Origin of the sequence: Xanthomonas sp. LMG 12459 (assembly GCF_009192905.1) — a bacterium.
Taxonomy (GTDB): domain Bacteria; phylum Pseudomonadota; class Gammaproteobacteria; order Xanthomonadales; family Xanthomonadaceae; genus Xanthomonas_A; species Xanthomonas_A sontii.
Genome location: NZ_NSGT01000050.1, coordinates 64,067 through 81,425 on the forward strand (window position 1 = coordinate 64,067; position 17,359 = coordinate 81,425).

Sequence of the window (17,359 nt, forward strand, 5' to 3'; positions counted from 1 at the left end):
GGTTCAGACATTCGCAAGACAACATTGCCTGGGAGGGGAAAATGTTGAACCACAAGCGCAACGCGCTGACGCTGGCGCTGGCCGTCGCGATGACGCCGATGCTGGCTGCTGCACAGTCCGATACCACCGCCACCACGTCCAAGGATCCGGTCACCGAACTGGACAAGGTCCAGGTGACCGGCATCCGCCGCGGCATCGAGAACGCCATCGCGATCAAGCAGGACTCGACGTCCATCGTCGAAGCGATCTCGGCCGAGGACATCGGCAAGCTGCCGGACGTGAGCATCGCCGAATCGCTCGGGCGCCTGCCCGGCCTGGCCGCGCAGCGCGTCGCCGGCCGCGCCCAGGTGATCAGCGTGCGCGGCCTGTCGCCCGACTTCGCCACCACCCTGCTCAACGGCCGCGAAGTGGTCAGTACCGGCGACAACCGGAGCGTCGAGTTCGATCAGTACCCTTCGGAACTGGTCAACGGCGTGACCGTGTACAAGACGCCCGATGCCGGCCTGGTCGGCCAGGGCCTGTCCGGCACCATCGACATGCAGACCGTGCGTCCGCTGAGCTTCCCGGACCGGGTGATCGCCGTCAGCGGCCGCCTGCAGAAGAGCTCGCTCGGCAAGGCCGCCAACGTCGACGCCTTCGGCAACCGCTTCAGCGCCAGCTACATCGACCAGTTCCTGGACAACACCCTGGGCTTCTCGATCGGCTATGCCCACAGCGACATGCCCATCCAGGAAAATCAGGTCGGCCTGTACGAGCCGTGGACGACCGAGAAGACCGACAAGGGCGAGCGCCGCGGCGTTCCGCAAGGCACATTCTTCTCGGACGGCATCAAGGCATTGCGCCGTACCGGCAACAACAAGCGCGATGGCGTGATGGCGACCGTGCAATTCCGGCCATCCAACACCTGGACCAGCACCTTCGATGCGTTCCATACCGAAGCCGAACAGATCGATACCGCCAATCAGTTCGAGCTGAGTCTCAGCGGCAATGGCGAGGATCCGAACAACCCGGCATCTATCCTCCCGGTGTTCACCAATGTCAGCCGCAACGCCGATGGCACCTTCACCGGCGGCACCATCAACAACGCCTATCCGCTTGTCCGTGGCATGTACAACAAGCGCAAGGACAAAATCGACGCGTTCGGCTGGAACAACGAGTTCAACCTGGGGAGCGTCCGGCTAATGGCCGACCTGAACTACTCCAAGGCCACCCGCGACGAACTGAACCTCGAAAACAACCTGCAGCTGATCCCGCGACCGCAGTTCGATTCGATCGGTATCGCCGTCCATCCAAACGGCTTCTCGCAGATCACCCCCGGTCGGGACTATTCCAACCCGAACAACCTGTTCCTGACCAACACCATCTACGGCTCCGGCTACGGCAAGGTGCCGGAGGTCGAGGACCGGCTGAAGGGTGGCCGCTTGGCGGCGACGCTGCCGGCGCCGCAGGCGCTGACCTGGTTCTCGGACATCGACGTGGGCGTGAACTACGCCGACCGCCGCAAGCAGAAGACCCAGGCCGAAGGCAACATCCTGCTCGGCGCGCAAGGCGACACCAGCATCGCCAGCGATCTGCAGTACGACCCGGTCAACCTCGGCTTCGCCGGCATCGGCACCATCCCGGCCTGGAACGTGCCGGCGGCGGTCTCGCGCTACATGACCTTCAACCCGGTCACCAATCTGGACTACCTGATTCCGAAATCCTGGACGGTGCAGGAGAAGATCACCACGGCCTGGCTCCGCGCCAACATCAACACCGACATCGGCGAGGTCGGCGTGCGCGGCAACATCGGCGTGCAATTGCAGCACGCCGACCAGAGCTCGCAGTCCAGCTACTTCGACCAGTCCCGTCCGGCCGGCCAGAACGTGCTGCCGATCGACGCCGGCAAGACCTACAACGACTGGCTGCCGAGCCTCAACCTGGCCTTCCTGTTCCCGCACCAGCAGACCCTGCGCTTCGCCGCGGCCAAGCAGGTGGCGCGGCCGCGCGTGGACCAGATGCGCGCCGGCCTGGATTTCGGCGTGGACACCTCCACCGGCAAGCCCGGCGGCAGCGGCGGCAATCCCCTGCTCGACCCGTGGCGCGCCAACGCGCTTGACCTGTCGTACGAGAAGTATTTCGGCGAGAAGGCCTACGTGGCCGCCGCGGTGTTCTACAAGGATCTGAAGAGCTACATCTACACGCAGTCGCGCGACGATTACGACTTCTCCGCCCTGCTCGCCAGCTACGTGCGGCCACCCAACATGACCCTGCCGGTGCAGACCACCGGCACCTTCTCCTCGCCGCAGAACGGCAAGGGCGGCACTCTGCGCGGGCTCGAGCTGACCGCCTCGCTGCCGTTGGACATGTTCACCGACAGCCTGCGCGGCTTCGGCATCCAGGCCAGTGCCACGTTCAACGACAGCGACATCAAGATCGTCGATCCCGAAAGCGCCTCCAGCGTGGGCTCGGCGCCGATCGACCTGCCCGGCCTGTCCAAGCGCGTGTACAACTTCACCGCCTACTACGAGCGCAACGGCTTCGAGGCCCGCGTCAGCCAGCGGCGGCGCTCGGATTTCATCGGCGAGATCGGCAACTTCAACGGCAACCGCACGCTGCGCTACGTCGTCGGCGAGAACGTCACCGACGCGCAGGTCAGCTACACCTTCGCCGACGGCAGCACCCTGGCCGGGCTGAGCCTGCTGCTGCAGGCGAGCAACCTGACCAACTCGCCCTACCGCACCTACGCCGGCACCAAGGATCGCCCGCTGGAGTACGTCGAATGGGGACGCACCTACATGCTGGGCGTGAACTACAAGTTCTGAGTCCCGCGTAGAGGCTGCAGACGACGCCCGCCGGCGCACCCGGCGGGCGTTTTCGTTGGGGCGGTTGCCGCGGACGGTTGCGTCAAATGCCGCGGTGGCCGACGAGAAAACGATGAGATCAGGATCGAGCAGCGGTGGCGATCTGGTTTGCCGATCGGGATCAAGACGAGCGGCCTGGAGGGCGCACACCAGCCCCTTCGCCTGCGAGAAGATCTACAGAAAGCGATCGTGAGGGAACTGATGGAGATCTCGCAGAGTCCGCGAAGTTCCCGACAAAAAGCCGCGAGCGCGCCGAATGGCCGCGTCGCTGAAAAAAATCTGCACTTCAGGAGTGCATGGCCCAAGCCCTCTGCGTGCCAGAAAGCGCCATGCCCGGACATTCAACGCTGAACTCCGAACTGACCGGCCTGACCGCACCACGGAGGATGCATCCGCACCAAATCGATACTGCGGCAGCTGATCGACGCCAGCACCGCCATCGCCAACGATGGGTCTCAGCCAGGAGGCCGCGAGATCGAGACCAAGTGGCGTCGCTGGAAGAGCGGGGTTTCAGATCACAAAGGCTGGCGTGCAGACAAGGTGACATTGCCGCGATGGACACCAGCGCAGCGATGACGGCGGATTCGTGGCCGCGTCGCCTAGCCGGCAGCAAGAGCGACAGCGACGCAGCAGTCTGTTGTGTGGGCCAGCCAGGCAAGTCTCCGAGCTGGCCTTGGTTCCAGGACGGCGTGATTGTCGGCGACGACGCGTGCCCTGATTACCGGGCACGCCAAACCGCGAAGACGGCGTGGCGTGGTCAGCGCAACATGCTTACTACGGACACTGAACTTCCAGAGCGATCCTTGTCGTCCAACAAGCGCCCACGTCGGTGGTATGCATGCGGCCTATCCGACGCAGTGCACGCCGGACTGTCTCTCACAAACACCGTCTCGGCAGTGCCGTAGCCACACAGCAGGATGCGACGCTGCCGTCGCAGGAATCACTTGGTCCCGCTCATGCGCCCTGCAGGCACACCATCGCATAGCCGGGCAAACGCAAGCGCTCTTCGACCGCACCCGCGACCACGCCCGGCACCTGCAGCGCCTGCCAGCTGCCCTCAGGCAGCGCCACGTCGGCGGCCTCGGCGGACAGATTGAACGCCAGCAGCAAGCGCTGCGCGGCGTGGCGACGCTGGAACATCAGCACGGGCTCGGCCGTCTCGTGGAAGACGATGTCGCCCTCACGCAAGGCCGGATGGCGCTTGCGCCAGGCCAGGAACTGGCGAATCGCATGCAGGACCGACTGCGGGTCGGCCTCCTGCGCCGCCACCGATTGCGCGCGATGCGCTGCCGCGATCGGCAGCCAAGGCGTCCCCGTGCTGAACCCAGCTTGCTCGCTGGCATCCCACGGCAGCGGCGTCCGGCACCCATCGCGGCCCTTGAAGTTCGGCCAGAATGCAATGCCGTAGGGATCCTGCAGTGCCTCGAACGGCACCTCTGCCTCGCCCAGGCCGAGCTCTTCGCCCTGGTAGACGCAGACCGAGCCGCGCAGCGAACACAGCATCGCGATCAGCAGCCGCGCGAAGGCCGGCGTCTCGGCACCCTGCCCCCAACGCGTCACCGCGCGTTGCACGTCATGATTGGAAATCGCCCAGCACGGCCAGCCTTCGGTCATCGCCGCTTCCAGACGCGAGACCGTCTCGCGGATGTAGGCCGCGCTGAAATCGTCGGTAAGCAGTTCGAAGCTGTAGCCCATGTGCAGGTGCCCGGCGCGGGTGTATTCGGCCGTGGTCGCCAGCGAATCCTCCGACGAGATCTCGCCCAGGCTCACCGTCCCCGGATAGCGGTCGAGCAGGCTGCGCAGCTTCTGCAGGAACGGCAGGTTCTCCGCCTGCGTGTTGTTGTAGTAGTGGTACTGGAAGGCGTAAGGATTGTCCGGGCTGAAGCCGCGACCGACGCGCTTTTCCGGCGGTTTGGGCGGGTTGTCGCGCAGTTGCGGATCGTGGAAGCAGAAATTGATCGCGTCCAGCCGGAAGCCGTCGACACCGCGCGCCAGCCAGAACTCCACGTTGTCCAGCGTCGCCTGCTGCACCTGCGGATTGTGGAAGTTCAGATCCGGCTGCGAGGCCAGGAAATTGTGCAGATAGTACTGCCCGCGGCGCGGTTCCCACTGCCACGCCACGCCACCGAAGATCGACAGCCAGTTGTTCGGTGGCGCCCCGTCTTCGCGCGCATCGGCCCACACGTACCAATCCGCCTTCGGATTGTCGCGGCTCTGACGGCTTTCCTTGAACCAGTCGTGCTCCACCGAGGTGTGACTGAGCACCTGGTCGATCATCACCTTCAGGCCCAGCGCATGCGCCTTGGCCAGCAGGGCATCGAAGTCGGCCATGGTACCGAACAGCGGATCGACCTCACGATAGTCGGCGATGTCGTAGCCGAAATCGGCCATCGGCGACTTGAAGAACGGCGAGATCCAGATCGCATCCACGCCCAACGCCGCGATGTAGTCCAGCTGGCGCACGATGCCCGGCAAATCGCCGATACCGTCGCCGTTGGCGTCGAGAAAACTACGCGGATAGATCTGATAGATGACGGCACCGCGCCACCATGGAGCCTGAGACATGCAACGCCCCCCTTCGGGCAGAAATCGCGCGTGCGACGGGCACGCGAAACGCTGCGCTAGAGTAGCGTTGATGCAGGAATTTCAGCGGTACTTGCATACGTATTCAGGAGTCTCACCCGTAAGGCTTCGAGTACCAGGTATAGCGACCAGATAGTTTTGACATGCCTGATCGCCTAGCCAGACCAACTTCTTCGAGGGCAATCGACAGACCTAAGCCTGCATGTCTTTTTCAGTGTTCCGTTGGCGACATATTTGCCGGCTTTGTTCCCTTCCAACTACCGGACTTCAATGCGAGCGGACAGACTCGTTGATACTGTCCGAGCGAATCGTAGTCCTGGTTTTTCCTGCTCTCCTCGATTCTTGTAGAAAAGCCGTCATGCGTGATTTGGGCAAAGCGGTCAGCTGACCGCCGCGGCCCCCCGATTATCCGAAGACACCGACCTCGCCGGACCCGATTTTCCGGAGCCCTTGCGACGTGCGTAGAACTCGTTCAACCACTGCTCGGGCGTCAGATCGTCCGGCGCGACGCCGTGCTCCTTGGCCTTGCGCTCCAGCACCTGGTGCATGATTTCGATATTGTCGGTCGACGCCGAGATGACCGACAGCGCATCGTCCATGCCGCGCAGATTGAGCTGGCACACCGACGATCCATGGCCCTGCTTGACCAGGAAGCAGCGCGAGCGCTCGTCCAGGCTGACCACGACCTGGTACTCGGCCTCGGTGAGCTTGAGGCCGTCCATGTAGTCTTCCTTGCTGGCATTGGGATTGGGCAGCAGGATCATCGTCGCGGTCTGTTCGACCAGCGCCGCGGAAATGTCGCTGGCAAGCGCATCCTCCGGGCTCTGGGTGGCGAAGATACCCAGGCCGTTCTGTTTACGGATGGTCTTCTGCTTGTTCTTGGCGAATTCCTTCAGGCCGCCCTTGCCATCGAGGATCTTCCAGAACTCGTCCATCACGTAGATGAGCGGCCGGCCGTCGATCAGGGCTTCCAGCCGATGCAGCAGATAGTTGATGACCGGAACCCGCACTTCCGGATTGTCGATGACGTCGGTGTAGTCGAAGCCGATGATGCTGGCCTTCTCCAGGTCGATCGTATCGACCGGATTGTCGAACACCCAGCCGTGCGAGTTGCCGGCCGTCCACTTGCGCATGCGCGCGTACAGGCCGTCGTCGCCCATGTTGGGCAGGCTCTTGCGGAAGTTGGTCATGCTGCGCAGATGCATGGGCGTGTCGAGCATGCCCTCCACGCCGCGGAAGATGTCCTCCTCCTCGCGCGAGGTGTACTCGATCTTGCCGGCGAGGACCTTGATCAGGTCGGCCAGGAACTGCACGTTCGCCTCGGTGCGCTCGCACTGGAACGGGTTGAAGCCGGTGGGCTTGCCGTTCTCCAGCGCCAGGTAATTGCCGCCGCAGGCGCGCACGAAGATCTCGGCGCCGCGATCCTTGTCGAAGAAGAAGATGGTCGGGATCGGATCGAACTTCTGCACCTGGCTGAGCAGGAAGTTGATCAACGCGGTCTTACCGGTACCCGACTTGCCGATCACCATGGTGTTGGCGATCGCCTTCTCGCCGAGCGAGTTCTCCGCAGGATGCGTGGCGTGGAAATTGAAGTAGTACGGTTGGCCGTTGGTGGTCTGCAAGGTGGTGACGCACTCGCCCCACGGATTGTTCTCGCGCTTGCCCTGGGCGAAATTGTGCAGCGGCGACAGACCGAGGAAGTTCAGCGAGCTGACACTGGCGATACGCGTACGGTAGCGCCAGTTCCCTGGCAACTGGGCGTAGAAAGAGGACGCAACCGCAAGATCCTCCTTGGTCGAGACAAAGCCGGCATTGGACAGTTCCGCGCGGGTGGTCGCCACCTGCTGCGAGAGCTTCTCCTGCGTATCGGCGTAGACCGCAATGGTGAAGTGGTACTCGCCCAGGACGAAGTTGCCCGACGACAGCTGATCCATCGCCAAGTCGAGTTCGTGGATCTGGCTGACCGCCTTGTCGCCCGAGGACACCATCATGCCCTTGGTGCGATCGAGTACCTTCAGCGCGTCGTGCCGGCCCATCGGGCTGAAGGAGTGGGTCACCACATACTCGAAGTCGAGATACTTCAGGCCATTGAGGATGCCCGGATAGGTGCCGTCGGTGTATTCCTTGATGTTCAGAATGGCACCGAAATGATTGACGCCCTCCGGGGTCTTGATCACGAAGTCGCCGGTCTTGTTGGCGAACATGTGCTTGCTGACCGGCAGGTAGGCGGGCACCGGCGCCTGCAGCACCGGCACCGGCTCGTCGATGCGATTGATCAGATAGCCGAAGAACTCCAGCGCCTCGGAGAACACCACGCCATTGCTGGCTTCGTACATGCTCAGCCGGTAGGGCGAGTAATCCTTGAGCACGGCTTCGACGTTGCCTGCAAGTTCAAGGACCTTGGCGATCGCCTGGTCCTGTTCTGACTGCAACTGGGAAATGTTCGACGACTTATCCATGAGACGCTTACCGGTCACTACCGGGCGATACATCATGGTCATGTACAGCTCGTTCTGCATGATCTTCTGCGAGGACAATGTCCCGTAGTACTGATCAGACAAGGCCTGGTTGAACGCCTGCTTGAACTTGCTGCCGTTCTTGATGCGACGGCGGCGGCGCACATCGTGCACCCAGAACGCCACATTGGCGAAATCCGGAGCGCGCAGCGTCTGCAGCATGCGGTTGAACGTGTTGTGCCGGTGTTCGATCTCCCACTCTTCGCGGCCCACGAATGGAAGCCCGCCCAGGTGCCAGACCAGCATGAAATCTCCTCCCGTCGTCTTCAGAACGGACGGCGCCACATGCGTGGAGATGGAGATGAATTCGCTGATCGAAGTATCCGGGATGAACATAATAGAACTCAGAATCCGTTTCGTCTTGCCAAGGCCCGGCGCAGATGCACCGGGAACCGCCGACCCCGCTCACACCAGCACTGCCGGCGAGTCGACACGAAAAACCGAACAACCCCATGCACGACACAGGCGTCGTGCATGGGGTCGAGACCCGGCGCCCGGTTCCAAGCTAGCGCTTGGCGCCCGGCACCTCTTTCCTGTACTCATTCGGCGAGAACACCCACATGCCGGAATAGCGCTGCAGGTTGCGCACGCGCATCCGCATCATCCAGCGCAACCCGAGCATGCGGAAGATCATCTCGTCCCGCTTGGTCATCTGCTGCATGATGAAGACGATGACCGGAATGAGCGCCAGCAGCCACATATTGAAATAGATACCCATCAGGAAGCCGCCGCCCGCGCCGATGAAGAACGGGATGTACGGCACCCCGAAAAACATCGCAGGCCGGGTGCAGCCCCGGAAAAGTACGTTCTTATGCATACTGCACGGCGTGCTGAACGAGCGTGATGGCCGCGGAGCAGGCCGTCTGGCCAGTGTCGCCGATGAGCATTTTGGCCAACTGGCCGGCAGCACCGATCAACACGCCACCCAGCAGAACCGGAGCCACTTCGGAGACCCGCTTGTGCGCGAAGGCGATCTGGTAACCGGCAAAGACGACGGCGATCGTCACCACCACGATCGAAGCCATGTTCAGAATGTTGTTGGTCTTGCCGAGGAAGCCACAGACCTTCTGGTCGGCGCCGGCATAGTCGACACCGGAGCCCGCCGCCATCGCGACGCCAGAGGCGAACACGGCTGCGGTGAACATCGCCGCCTTCAACGCCGCCATACCGATGACCTTGGCGTTCGAATTCACTTTAGCTTTCTTGAACATCATGGTTTTCTCCTTGATTTGGAAACAGGGGGTGGTCAAAAGCCATTTGCATGGCCGTGCTACTGCATCTGGCTAGAATACGAAGGCCCCGTCGCCAGACGTCGGCGGCGGCGTACTTGTGCCAGGAACGGCCGTTCCCGCCACTGCCTGAGGCGCGTGTGCGGCAACGTGCGGAACTGTGGGCGCTCCGCCACCTGCAGGAACCGCCACTCCTTTGCCGGCGCCTGTCGGTCGTATTACATAAAGATCGGAATCTGCGGCAGCCGCCTGTGCCGACACGGCCGCTACAGCACCTGCCGTTGGCTGCGCTGGCGCCGCAACGGCAGCTTGGGCACGGAGTGATGGTTGACCTTGCGTGGCGAGACCGCTGGCAAGCTGACCGGCCGCCGCGTCGATCCGCCTCGACACGATCGAATCCACTTCGCGCACCGCCGCGGCTTTCACCGAGTCTGTGACCACGCGGCGCACGCCTCCCGCCGGGATCACCGGGATCGCACCAGCGGTGGACGCGGCAAGCGCCCTGCTCTGATTGATCGACGCGTAGACCTTCTGCACGTAACCGTGGCGGTACCCGGTCTCGAAGTTGCCGGAATAGTAGCAACTGAACGACTTGCCCCAGTTGCCGCCGGAGCGGCTATAGCACTCGGCCAGGATCTTCGACGCGGCCTGCAGATTCGGACAGGTCTTGAACGCCTTCTCGTAGGTATCCAGGCCGTACTTGATCAGGTTGTAGCGATTGACCTGCCCCAGGCCCAGGGAGAAGTTGTAACCCTTCTCTTCCAGCATCCGCGCGGTGGCGACGGCTTCGGACAGGTTCTGCGGCTGGCGCACCAGGCGGCCGCCGACCACGCCGATCGCGAACGGATTGTGCGACGACTCCACGCGCACAACGTGCTGCATGACTTCAGCCGGAACCGCCATTTCGGGACAGCTCAGTAGTTCCATGCCTGGCAACATGCCGTGGTTACTCCCTATGCATCGGCGTCGTGGCAAATCGTCCAGAACGCCGCAGATGTCGCAAATGAATCGTGTTGGAAGAAAAATTCAAAGTCAATCGGCGCTGTTTCGCCTTATCACCTTAATGAACATATTCACCCCCCGCCCGACTGCATGCGTTCCGGATCGAAATCGATACCGGTGATATAGCGCCGGCCCGCATGCGATTTGATATGGACAACGATGTCGATGGTCATCATCAGCAGCCGCTTGATGACAGCGAACTCCAGTCCAGACCCTTCAGCCGAGGCCTTGACCATCAACGCCAGCTGGTCCCAGGTCTGACCGATGCTGCCAGCGTGGCAGCTGGTGATGGAACCCGGGTGACCGGAGGCGCAGTTGCGGATGAAGTAGAACGACTCGTCGCCGCGCAACTCGGCCAGGATGATGCGGTCGGGCTTCATGCGCAGGCATGCTTCCATGCAGCTCTTCGCGGTGACGTTGCTCGTGCTTTGTCCACCTTTCGAGTAGAGCAAATGCACGGAATTGGGCTGGCTGATGAAGAGCTCGCGCGCGTCCTCGATGGTCACCAGCCGCTCTTCGTGCGGGATGTGATTGACCAGCGACTTCATGAAGGTGGTCTTGCCGCTGCCGGTCGCGCCGGCGACGACGACGTTCTTCTTGAACAGCACCGCCTTCTTGAAGAATTCGGCGTAATCGCGCTGCCGCCGTAGTTCGAGCAGCTCGCGATCCTGCTCGCTGAGCCCCGATTGCACCTCCAGGATCTCCTGGAAGAAGCCGTCTTCCTTGTATTGCTGCAGGGTCTTGGTGTGCTTGGACGGCAGACGGATGGTGATCGACACCTTGCCGGCGTCGCAGGCCGGCGGGATCACGAACTGCGCGCGCTGTCCAGTGGGAAAGGTCAACGATACCACCGGATCGGCATCGGTGATGCGCTGGCCGGTATTGCTCTCGTTGACCACCGCCGTGCAGAACTGGCGCGCGCGGTCGAAGGTCAGCGACGGGATATCCATCCGCTGCCAGCCGCGCAGCGTCTCCAGGTACAACTCGCCGGGACGGTTGATGCAGATTTCCGTCACGTCCGGCGAGTTCAGATAATCCAGGATGCCCAGCACCGAGTACTGGTAATCCAGGAAATCCGTGGAGATCTGCGCGGTCGGAGAGTCGTCGAACGTCACGTCGCTGTCTCGATCTCGGTCAACGCGGCAACACGGCCGTGAAGTCGACGTCCTTGGCCACGTAGACGTTCACGATGGTGCCCTGGTTGATGGTCACGGTGGCCGGACGCCGGCGATCCAGTGCCTGGTCGGCCAGACGCTGGATGGACTGCGCCGTATTGCTCTCGAACGGCTGCTCGGTGACCACGCCGGAGTTGAGGCCGGTCGTCGTGGTCTTCGGGCCATGCTCGGCCGCCGCCCACTTGAAGGCATCGCTGAGCAAGCTGATCATCAGCGCGGACGAGATGCGGCTCGCCCAATGTGCATTGTATTGGCCCGGATGACCGGCACTGCCGAGGTTGTCGACGCCAGGACCAACCAGGGTCACGTCGATGCCGGTAGGCGTGGTGATGCGATCCCAGACCACCTGCATGCGCGGACCGGTCGGCTCTGCGGCGCCGTACTGACCGAGGATCTTCGATCCCTTCGGCAGCAGCAGGCGCCTGCCATTGATGGAGTACACCGGCTCGGTGATGATGCAGGAGGTGAAGCCCGGGAAATCTGTGATGATCCGGGTCTCCAGCACACAACGGATATAGGTGCCGCGCACCAGCAAACCGTCCGGATTGGCGATCGGCTTTGCGGACGTCACCTGGTCCTGCTGCTGCAAGCCTCCCAGCTCCTGACCCTGCGGCATGCCGATACCCTGCCCGCCCATGCCTGCTTCCTGCTGCATGCCGGCCATGCGCCGCTCCAGGAGTGACGGCCCGCGGTCCTGCCGAGACGAGGACTGCACCATGGGGTCTTTTTCAGTGGGCATCGGCGGCAGCGGCGGAAGGCTCGGTTGCTCGGCCAGTTGCACCGGCTCGGCCGGCTGCACCGGTAGCGGCGCCGCGGTCTGCGGCAACGCAGGTGCCACCACCGCTTCCTGGCGCGGCTTCGGTGCCGGCTCAGGCGCGCTGCTGCCACTCACCAGCCAGAAGATCGCCAGGACCAACAGCGCGGCGATGCCGCCCAGGAACACCAGCGCCTTGCGATTGAGCTTCTTCAGATCGCTGGAGCGGAGCACCGGCTCGTTGGCGTCCAGATTCGGGTCAGCAGTCTGCTGCTGGCGAGCGAAATAGGGATTCTCGCGCGGCGCATCGTCCGCATGCGGGGAGCGCGGCTGACCGTGGTCGTTGCCGTAGTTTTCATCAGACGGGGGTAGATTCGAGTTCACTTTTGCTTGTTCCTACGCAAGCCGACAACATTCTTGCCGTGGCGGATGACCAGGAAGGGATAGGTCCCGTGGACAATCAGGGTATTGCCCTCGACTGTGGTGTTGACCAGGAAATCCTCATCGCTTTCCTTCTCGCGCCCGAACACGGCCGGGAAATTGCCCGTCGGGAAACGCGTCAGATCCATTTTGATGTAGGTGAACTTGCCATCGTCGTAGACGCTGCTCGGCACGATCCACATTTGCTTGGAACGCGTGGAATAGTCGTAGTCGAAGTAGTAATGGCGGTCCTTAGTCAGCCGCGTGTCGAGTTGCGACTCATCCTTCACCTCGTCGCTGGCGGCGGCAAAGCTGGTGTCCTTCGGATAGGTGAAGGTCACTTTGTACTGCACGCCGGCCTGCTTGGCCTGCTCCAGCCGCTGCCAGTCCGTGGCCACCACCTTCAGTTCCAGAATGTAGGAATGGGTGGCGGTGCGGATCATCATGTTGGTGTCGACGTCGACGTTCTTCGGCTTCAGATAGAAGACGTTCTCGCGACGGCTGAGTTCCCAGCCACTGGTGAAACCGGTGCTGTAATCGAGGATCTTCTCGTTCGGGCTCAGTTCGATCTGGGTGGTGATGCCCAGGCCGGTACGCACCTGGTAGATCTTGTCAGGCTCGTACTCGTACTGCTGAACCACCTGGGCCGACGCGATCGGCGCAAACAGGCCCAGAGCCAGCAACGCAAGATGCGCCGCACCGGTTTTCGTCAGGAAACTCATCGAACGTTCGCTCCATTACCATTGTGCTGAGGTGCAACGTTGGGCGCGGGAGGCGCAGCAGCGGGCTGCGCTCCCGGATAGACTGGCGCGCTGGCCGGGTTGGCCATCGGCGCCTGCTGCGGAACCGGCATCGTGCCGCCAGCGCCCGGCGCCACCGGCTGGCCCGGCATCTGCTGGCCCGGCATCTGCTGCCCCGGCACTTGCCCCGTCGTTCCATCCATCTGAGCGGACGCCGGCTGCTGGACCGCGCCCGTGGCAGGCGTCTGCACGGCGGGCGACGGCGGAACCGGCATGGCCGAGTAATCGTTGTCGACCCGGTAGTCGGTCACTTGGAAACCCAGCGGATTCTGCACTCGCAGATCCTCGTCCATGGCCAGATTATTGTTGTAACGGAAGCCAAGAATGGCGAATTTATTGTCGAGAAACGTGGATTGGCCGGTCTTCTTGTCGTAGATGCTGCGCTGGAAGCGCACATTGGCGCCGGTATATGGCTTGCCGCCGCCACCGAGCAGCGTAATGCTCAGAATCTTGACCCGAATGGAGCGCACCTTGCCGTAGATGTAGTAAGGCGCGGACTGATTGCTGGGCGCATGCAGATTGAAGTACTCAGCCCCCACCGCGGTATCGCGGGGCGCCATCGAGAACACCGTATTCCAGTCGTTGAGCCCCATCATCTCCGAGTCGTAGGACTCGCGCGCGGTAATGAAGCGTGCCACATTGCTCCTGGCCAGCGCCTCGCTGGTGGTGACGCTCTGCACATCGCCAATGTTGCGCAGCACAGACACGGTAGAATTGCCGGTATACGCATCGGCCATCACCAGATACGGCACCTTCTCCTTCAACGGCAGCATGTAGTAGTACCCGCCGCCGAGGAGCAGGCACATGATGATCGCGCCGAACGCGACCCACCACGCACGGCGCTCGCTGCGGCGAGCCAGATCAGCAATGCTGATTTCGTAGTTGACCGCCTTCGCGACCGCTTTGTTGACGTTTTCGCTTTCGACCGGCTTTTTACCGAACATCAGACTTCACCAGGTTTCGTAATGTGGCTGTCGGCGCGCAGCGTGCAGGCCGACGGTGACGTCACTTCGCGCTGCCGCTGGCTGCCGGCGCGCCGCTCAGCGACGACGACGGCTGCACCAGGATGCGATTGCCCGCCGCGGTCACGCTCAGCCCTTCCTGCGCATAGACCACGCTCAGCTCGGCGACCGCCTGCTGGATGCTGGTGGTGTTGATCTTGGCGACCGGGGCATACAGCGTGTAATCGGACTGGATGCCGTAGGACAGTTGCATGTTCGAATCCTTGGCCCAGCGCTCGAGCATCGTCTTGAGCGTGCCGTCCATCGGGATCGCCTGATACACGTACGACGAGTACAGCGGGATCTCCATGGTCGACTCGGAGAAACGGTTGACCGGCTTCCACTTGCCGCGGAAGTCGGGTGCCGGCCTGGTTGCACAGGCGCTCAACAGCGCGACGGCACTCAACGTAGCGATCAGCCGAAACATATGCGTTCTTTTCACGCGAGCCTCTGAATTGCGGAAACGTATAGAGAGCGGGCGGCGCGCAGGCGGCCCACTGCTGGATGGCGAAGTTCGACGCGACGGCACGACACGCGCGTCGCGGCAAGGAAGGCGCCGGAAACGGCGCGGGCACGGATCTGCGGCAGACAACCGGACGGATCCGAGGCCGCGCGATCAGCGCCGAAGAAAACGGAATTTGACAGCAAACCTTCCATGTCACCCCTTACGTGCGCCGTTCGGCCCACGCCCCTGTTCCTGTTTCTGTTTCTGTTACCAACGCACCGCCATACTCGCGAGAATGTGCCGCAGGGGCATGCTCACGTCAAGCATTTGGCAAAAAAACGTTCAAATGATAGATGCGCCCAAAAAATAGGTGTTTTTCGTCACACTTTCATATCGAGAGTGTCGGAATATCGACTTTGGGACGCAGCCGCGCGGTGAAGTAGCGATCCTTGTAGTACTTGATCTTGTCGCACTTCACCGGATGCGGAATGCCCTCGTACAAGAACACCTCTTGATCGTTGCCCATCGCCTTCAACTCTTGCGGCAGCATCAGCGCCCGCTTCTCCTCCGACACGCTTCGGGTCACATCCTTGCCGCGGGTGACGTTCTTCTTGCGGAAGGTGGTGTAGCCGAGCATCTCGGAGTAGTCGTTGGCATCCTGCTGCTCGCGCGGAGCGTAGAGAATCTGCAGTGCATGATTCGTGATGATGGTCCGCGAGATGTCCTTGCCATAGGTGGCATCGAGCTGCGCCATGCTCTGGATGATCGGCAGAAGGCGGACATTGTAGCCAGCCATATATGACACTGCCGAGGCGATGATGTCGACCTTGCCGATCGCGGTGAACTCGTCCATCAGCAGCAGGCACTGATACTTCAGCGCCGGATTGCTCTTGGGCAGCTCCTTGGTGTTGAGGTTGATGATCTGGCTGAAGAACAGGTTGATGATCAGGCGGCTCTCGGCCAGCTTGTTGGGCTGGATGCCGATGTAGATGGTCATCTTCTTCTTGCGCAGGTCGGTCAGCAGGAAGTCGTTGTCGCTGGTGGCCGCATCCAGCACCGGATTGATCCAGGCATTGAGCGGCTCCTTCAGCGTGCCCATGATCGAGGCGAAGGTCTCGTCCGCCTGCGACAGCAGGTTGGAGAACGCCGACTTGGCGTTGCCGCTGAGGAAGCGCCGCTCCGACAGCGACTTCAGGTACTTCTTCAGGTCGGTGCCGTCGCCGGACGACAGGCGGTAGATCGCGCCCAGCGTCGGCGTGCCGAGACCGCCGGGGAAGCCGATGTTGCGTTCGTCGTCCCAGTTCTCGAACAGGTAGAGCGAGAACGCCATGAACGCATTGCGCGCCTGGCTGACCCAGAACTTCTGGTCGTCGGAGCCATCCGGATACAACATGGCGGCGATGCTCATCAGGTCCGAGACGCGGAACGCCGGATCGTCGGAGACATAGCTGAGCGGATTCCAGCGATGGGTGCGACGATCCTCGGCGAACGGATTGAACAGGAACACCTCCTGCCCCTGGCTGGCGCGCCAGCCGCTGGTCAGATCGAAATTCTCCTGCTTGATGTCCAGGACGACCACCGATTCCTGGTACTCCAGCAGGTTCGGAATGACCACGCCGACGCCCTTGCCCGACCGGGTCGGGGCCGCCAGGATCACGAACTGCTGGCCGCTGAGGCGCACCAGCTTGCCGCGGAACTTGCCGACCACGATGCCGTCGCCGCTGGTCTTGAACAGCCCATGCTTGGACAGGTCGGCCGCGCCGGCGAAGCGCGCGTCGCCATGCAGGCTGCGCTTGGGCGGCCTGAACATCAGCACCAGGATCAGCAGGGCCACCAGGCCGGGCAAGCCGAAGCCGAGGTAGCCAGCCCATTTGATCTTGCCGACGTACGGAGCCACCTCCGGCAAGCCGATGGCGTGAACGTACTGGTAGTAGGTGCCAAGCCCGAACATCCGCGTGTCCAGCTTCAGCAGCAGCAGGACCAGGTAGCCGGACAGGAAATAGCCGCAGACGGCCGTGAGCACGACGACGAGCGCCGCCGCAACGAGTTTACGATTCGACAAGCCCTATCCTCCCTGATCCATCCTGGCCGACATTCTAGAGCGAGTTCCGCGCTTTGAGAGGAGTTGCGTCGGTGGTGTGCGCGGCAGGAGGACCTGCAAGCACGGCATCGACCGGAAACGGCGCTTGGCCAGGGAGGTCGGCCCATCACAAGCGCCAGGCCCCAGATGGCGCCTGCGCAAGCCCCGGAACTCCGGCATGTCCTGCGGAGCGATCGCTACCGGCGGGTTTGCGCCCGCCCAGACGTGCAGGCGCGCTAGCTGTGTAAACCCACCACGTTGTTCAGTGGAATTCGGGAGATGGGAGGTTTGTAGCCGAGGCTGGCGTGTGGTCGATGCCAGTTGTAATGATGCAGCCAGCCCGAGAAGGCGTTGGCGCGTTGCGTGGAGTCGATATAGGAGCGCGCATAAGCCCATTCTCGCAGGCTGGTCTGCACCAGCCGCTCGGCCTTGCCATTGGTGCGTGGCGTGTAGGGGCGGGTTCGCAGATGGCGCAGGCCGAGCCGTCGGACAAGGCGTCGAAAGCGGCGGG

The 17,359-nt window shown here is 62.4% G+C and carries 14 protein-coding genes; 2 read left to right on the plus strand and 12 right to left on the minus strand.

The genetic code is table 11. The features are described from left to right. Positions 1–41: 41 nt before the first annotated feature. Positions 42–2,804 (plus strand): TonB-dependent receptor, encoded by a 2,763-nt coding sequence (locus CEK65_RS12495; RefSeq protein WP_193314779.1) that lies wholly within the window; start codon positions 42–44, stop codon positions 2,802–2,804. 993 nt (positions 2,805–3,797) lie between these two features. Here CEK65_RS12495 and CEK65_RS12500 read toward each other — a convergent pair. From CEK65_RS12500 to CEK65_RS12545, 10 genes are all read right to left on the minus strand, one after another. Then, positions 3,798–5,408 (minus strand): alpha-glucosidase, encoded by a 1,611-nt coding sequence (locus CEK65_RS12500; protein WP_152181940.1) that lies wholly within the window; start codon positions 5,406–5,408, stop codon positions 3,798–3,800. Positions 5,409–5,806: 398 nt separating this feature from the next. Beyond that, positions 5,807–8,278: a VirB4 family type IV secretion/conjugal transfer ATPase gene (locus tag CEK65_RS12505; protein ID WP_152181941.1), complete on the minus strand. Its 2,472-nt coding sequence runs from the start codon at positions 8,276–8,278 to the stop codon at positions 5,807–5,809. Between the two features lie 169 nt (positions 8,279–8,447). Next, the gene (locus CEK65_RS12510; protein WP_081613540.1) at positions 8,448–8,759 is read right to left on the minus strand and encodes a VirB3 family type IV secretion system protein; all 312 of its coding nucleotides are present in this window, start codon (positions 8,757–8,759) and stop codon (positions 8,448–8,450) included. Then, a complete protein-coding gene (locus tag CEK65_RS12515; protein WP_193314780.1) occupies positions 8,752–9,156 on the minus strand; it encodes a TrbC/VirB2 family protein in 405 nt (134 codons plus the stop codon). The genes CEK65_RS12510 and CEK65_RS12515 overlap by 8 nt, the downstream gene beginning before the upstream one ends. Before the next feature lie 69 nt (positions 9,157–9,225). Then, positions 9,226–10,098, minus strand: a complete 873-nt coding sequence (locus tag CEK65_RS12520) for a lytic transglycosylase domain-containing protein (RefSeq protein ID WP_193314146.1) — start codon at positions 10,096–10,098, stop codon at positions 9,226–9,228. A gap of 146 nt (positions 10,099–10,244) precedes the next feature. Beyond that, positions 10,245–11,288, minus strand: a complete 1,044-nt coding sequence (gene virB11 / locus CEK65_RS12525) for a P-type DNA transfer ATPase VirB11 (protein WP_152181942.1) — start codon at positions 11,286–11,288, stop codon at positions 10,245–10,247. Positions 11,289–11,307: 19 nt separating this feature from the next. Next, positions 11,308–12,486: a TrbI/VirB10 family protein gene (locus tag CEK65_RS12530; RefSeq protein ID WP_017916125.1), complete on the minus strand. Its 1,179-nt coding sequence runs from the start codon at positions 12,484–12,486 to the stop codon at positions 11,308–11,310. Further along, entirely contained in the window at positions 12,483–13,244 is a 762-nt protein-coding gene (locus tag CEK65_RS12535) for a TrbG/VirB9 family P-type conjugative transfer protein (protein ID WP_152181943.1), read from the minus strand. Before CEK65_RS12535 ends, CEK65_RS12530 begins: the two co-directional genes overlap by 4 nt. Then, a complete protein-coding gene (locus tag CEK65_RS12540) occupies positions 13,241–14,266 on the minus strand; it encodes a type IV secretion system protein (RefSeq protein ID WP_152181944.1) in 1,026 nt (341 codons plus the stop codon). Before CEK65_RS12540 ends, CEK65_RS12535 begins: the two co-directional genes overlap by 4 nt. 61 nt (positions 14,267–14,327) lie before the next feature. Continuing rightward, positions 14,328–14,750 (minus strand): hypothetical protein, encoded by a 423-nt coding sequence (locus CEK65_RS12545; protein WP_017916128.1) that lies wholly within the window; start codon positions 14,748–14,750, stop codon positions 14,328–14,330. 77 nt (positions 14,751–14,827) lie between these two features. Between CEK65_RS12545 and CEK65_RS20995 the strand changes: the two genes are divergently transcribed. Further along, on the plus strand, positions 14,828–14,965 hold the full coding sequence (locus CEK65_RS20995; RefSeq protein WP_157835126.1) for a hypothetical protein: 138 nt from the start codon (positions 14,828–14,830) through the stop codon (positions 14,963–14,965). A gap of 191 nt (positions 14,966–15,156) precedes the next feature. Here CEK65_RS20995 and CEK65_RS12550 read toward each other — a convergent pair whose 3' ends face one another. Both CEK65_RS12550 and CEK65_RS12555 read right to left on the minus strand, forming a co-directional pair. Next, on the minus strand, positions 15,157–16,830 hold the full coding sequence (locus CEK65_RS12550; protein WP_026143628.1) for a type IV secretory system conjugative DNA transfer family protein: 1,674 nt from the start codon (positions 16,828–16,830) through the stop codon (positions 15,157–15,159). A 254-nt stretch (positions 16,831–17,084) separates the two neighbouring features. Next, on the minus strand, positions 17,085–17,359 hold a 275-nt coding region (locus tag CEK65_RS12555; RefSeq protein WP_152181945.1), incomplete at its 5' end, for an integrase core domain-containing protein.

Coding starts and splice junctions, on each gene's coding strand:
- CEK65_RS12540 (WP_152181944.1), bottom strand. CDS start 14,266: ATGTTCGGTAAAAAGCCGGTCGAAAGCGAAAACGTCAACAAAGCGGTC.
- CEK65_RS12515 (WP_193314780.1), bottom strand. CDS start 9,156: ATGATGTTCAAGAAAGCTAAAGTGAATTCGAACGCCAAGGTCATCGGT.
- CEK65_RS12510 (WP_081613540.1), bottom strand. CDS start 8,759: ATGCATAAGAACGTACTTTTCCGGGGCTGCACCCGGCCTGCGATGTTT.
- CEK65_RS12520 (WP_193314146.1), bottom strand. CDS start 10,098: ATGGAACTACTGAGCTGTCCCGAAATGGCGGTTCCGGCTGAAGTCATG.
- CEK65_RS12505 (WP_152181941.1), bottom strand. CDS start 8,278: ATGTTCATCCCGGATACTTCGATCAGCGAATTCATCTCCATCTCCACG.
- CEK65_RS12545 (WP_017916128.1), bottom strand. CDS start 14,750: ATGTTTCGGCTGATCGCTACGTTGAGTGCCGTCGCGCTGTTGAGCGCC.
- CEK65_RS12500 (WP_152181940.1), bottom strand. CDS start 5,408: ATGTCTCAGGCTCCATGGTGGCGCGGTGCCGTCATCTATCAGATCTAT.
- CEK65_RS12535 (WP_152181943.1), bottom strand. CDS start 13,244: ATGAGTTTCCTGACGAAAACCGGTGCGGCGCATCTTGCGTTGCTGGCT.
- CEK65_RS12495 (WP_193314779.1), top strand. CDS start 42: ATGTTGAACCACAAGCGCAACGCGCTGACGCTGGCGCTGGCCGTCGCG.
- CEK65_RS20995 (WP_157835126.1), top strand. CDS start 14,828: ATGGCGAAGTTCGACGCGACGGCACGACACGCGCGTCGCGGCAAGGAA.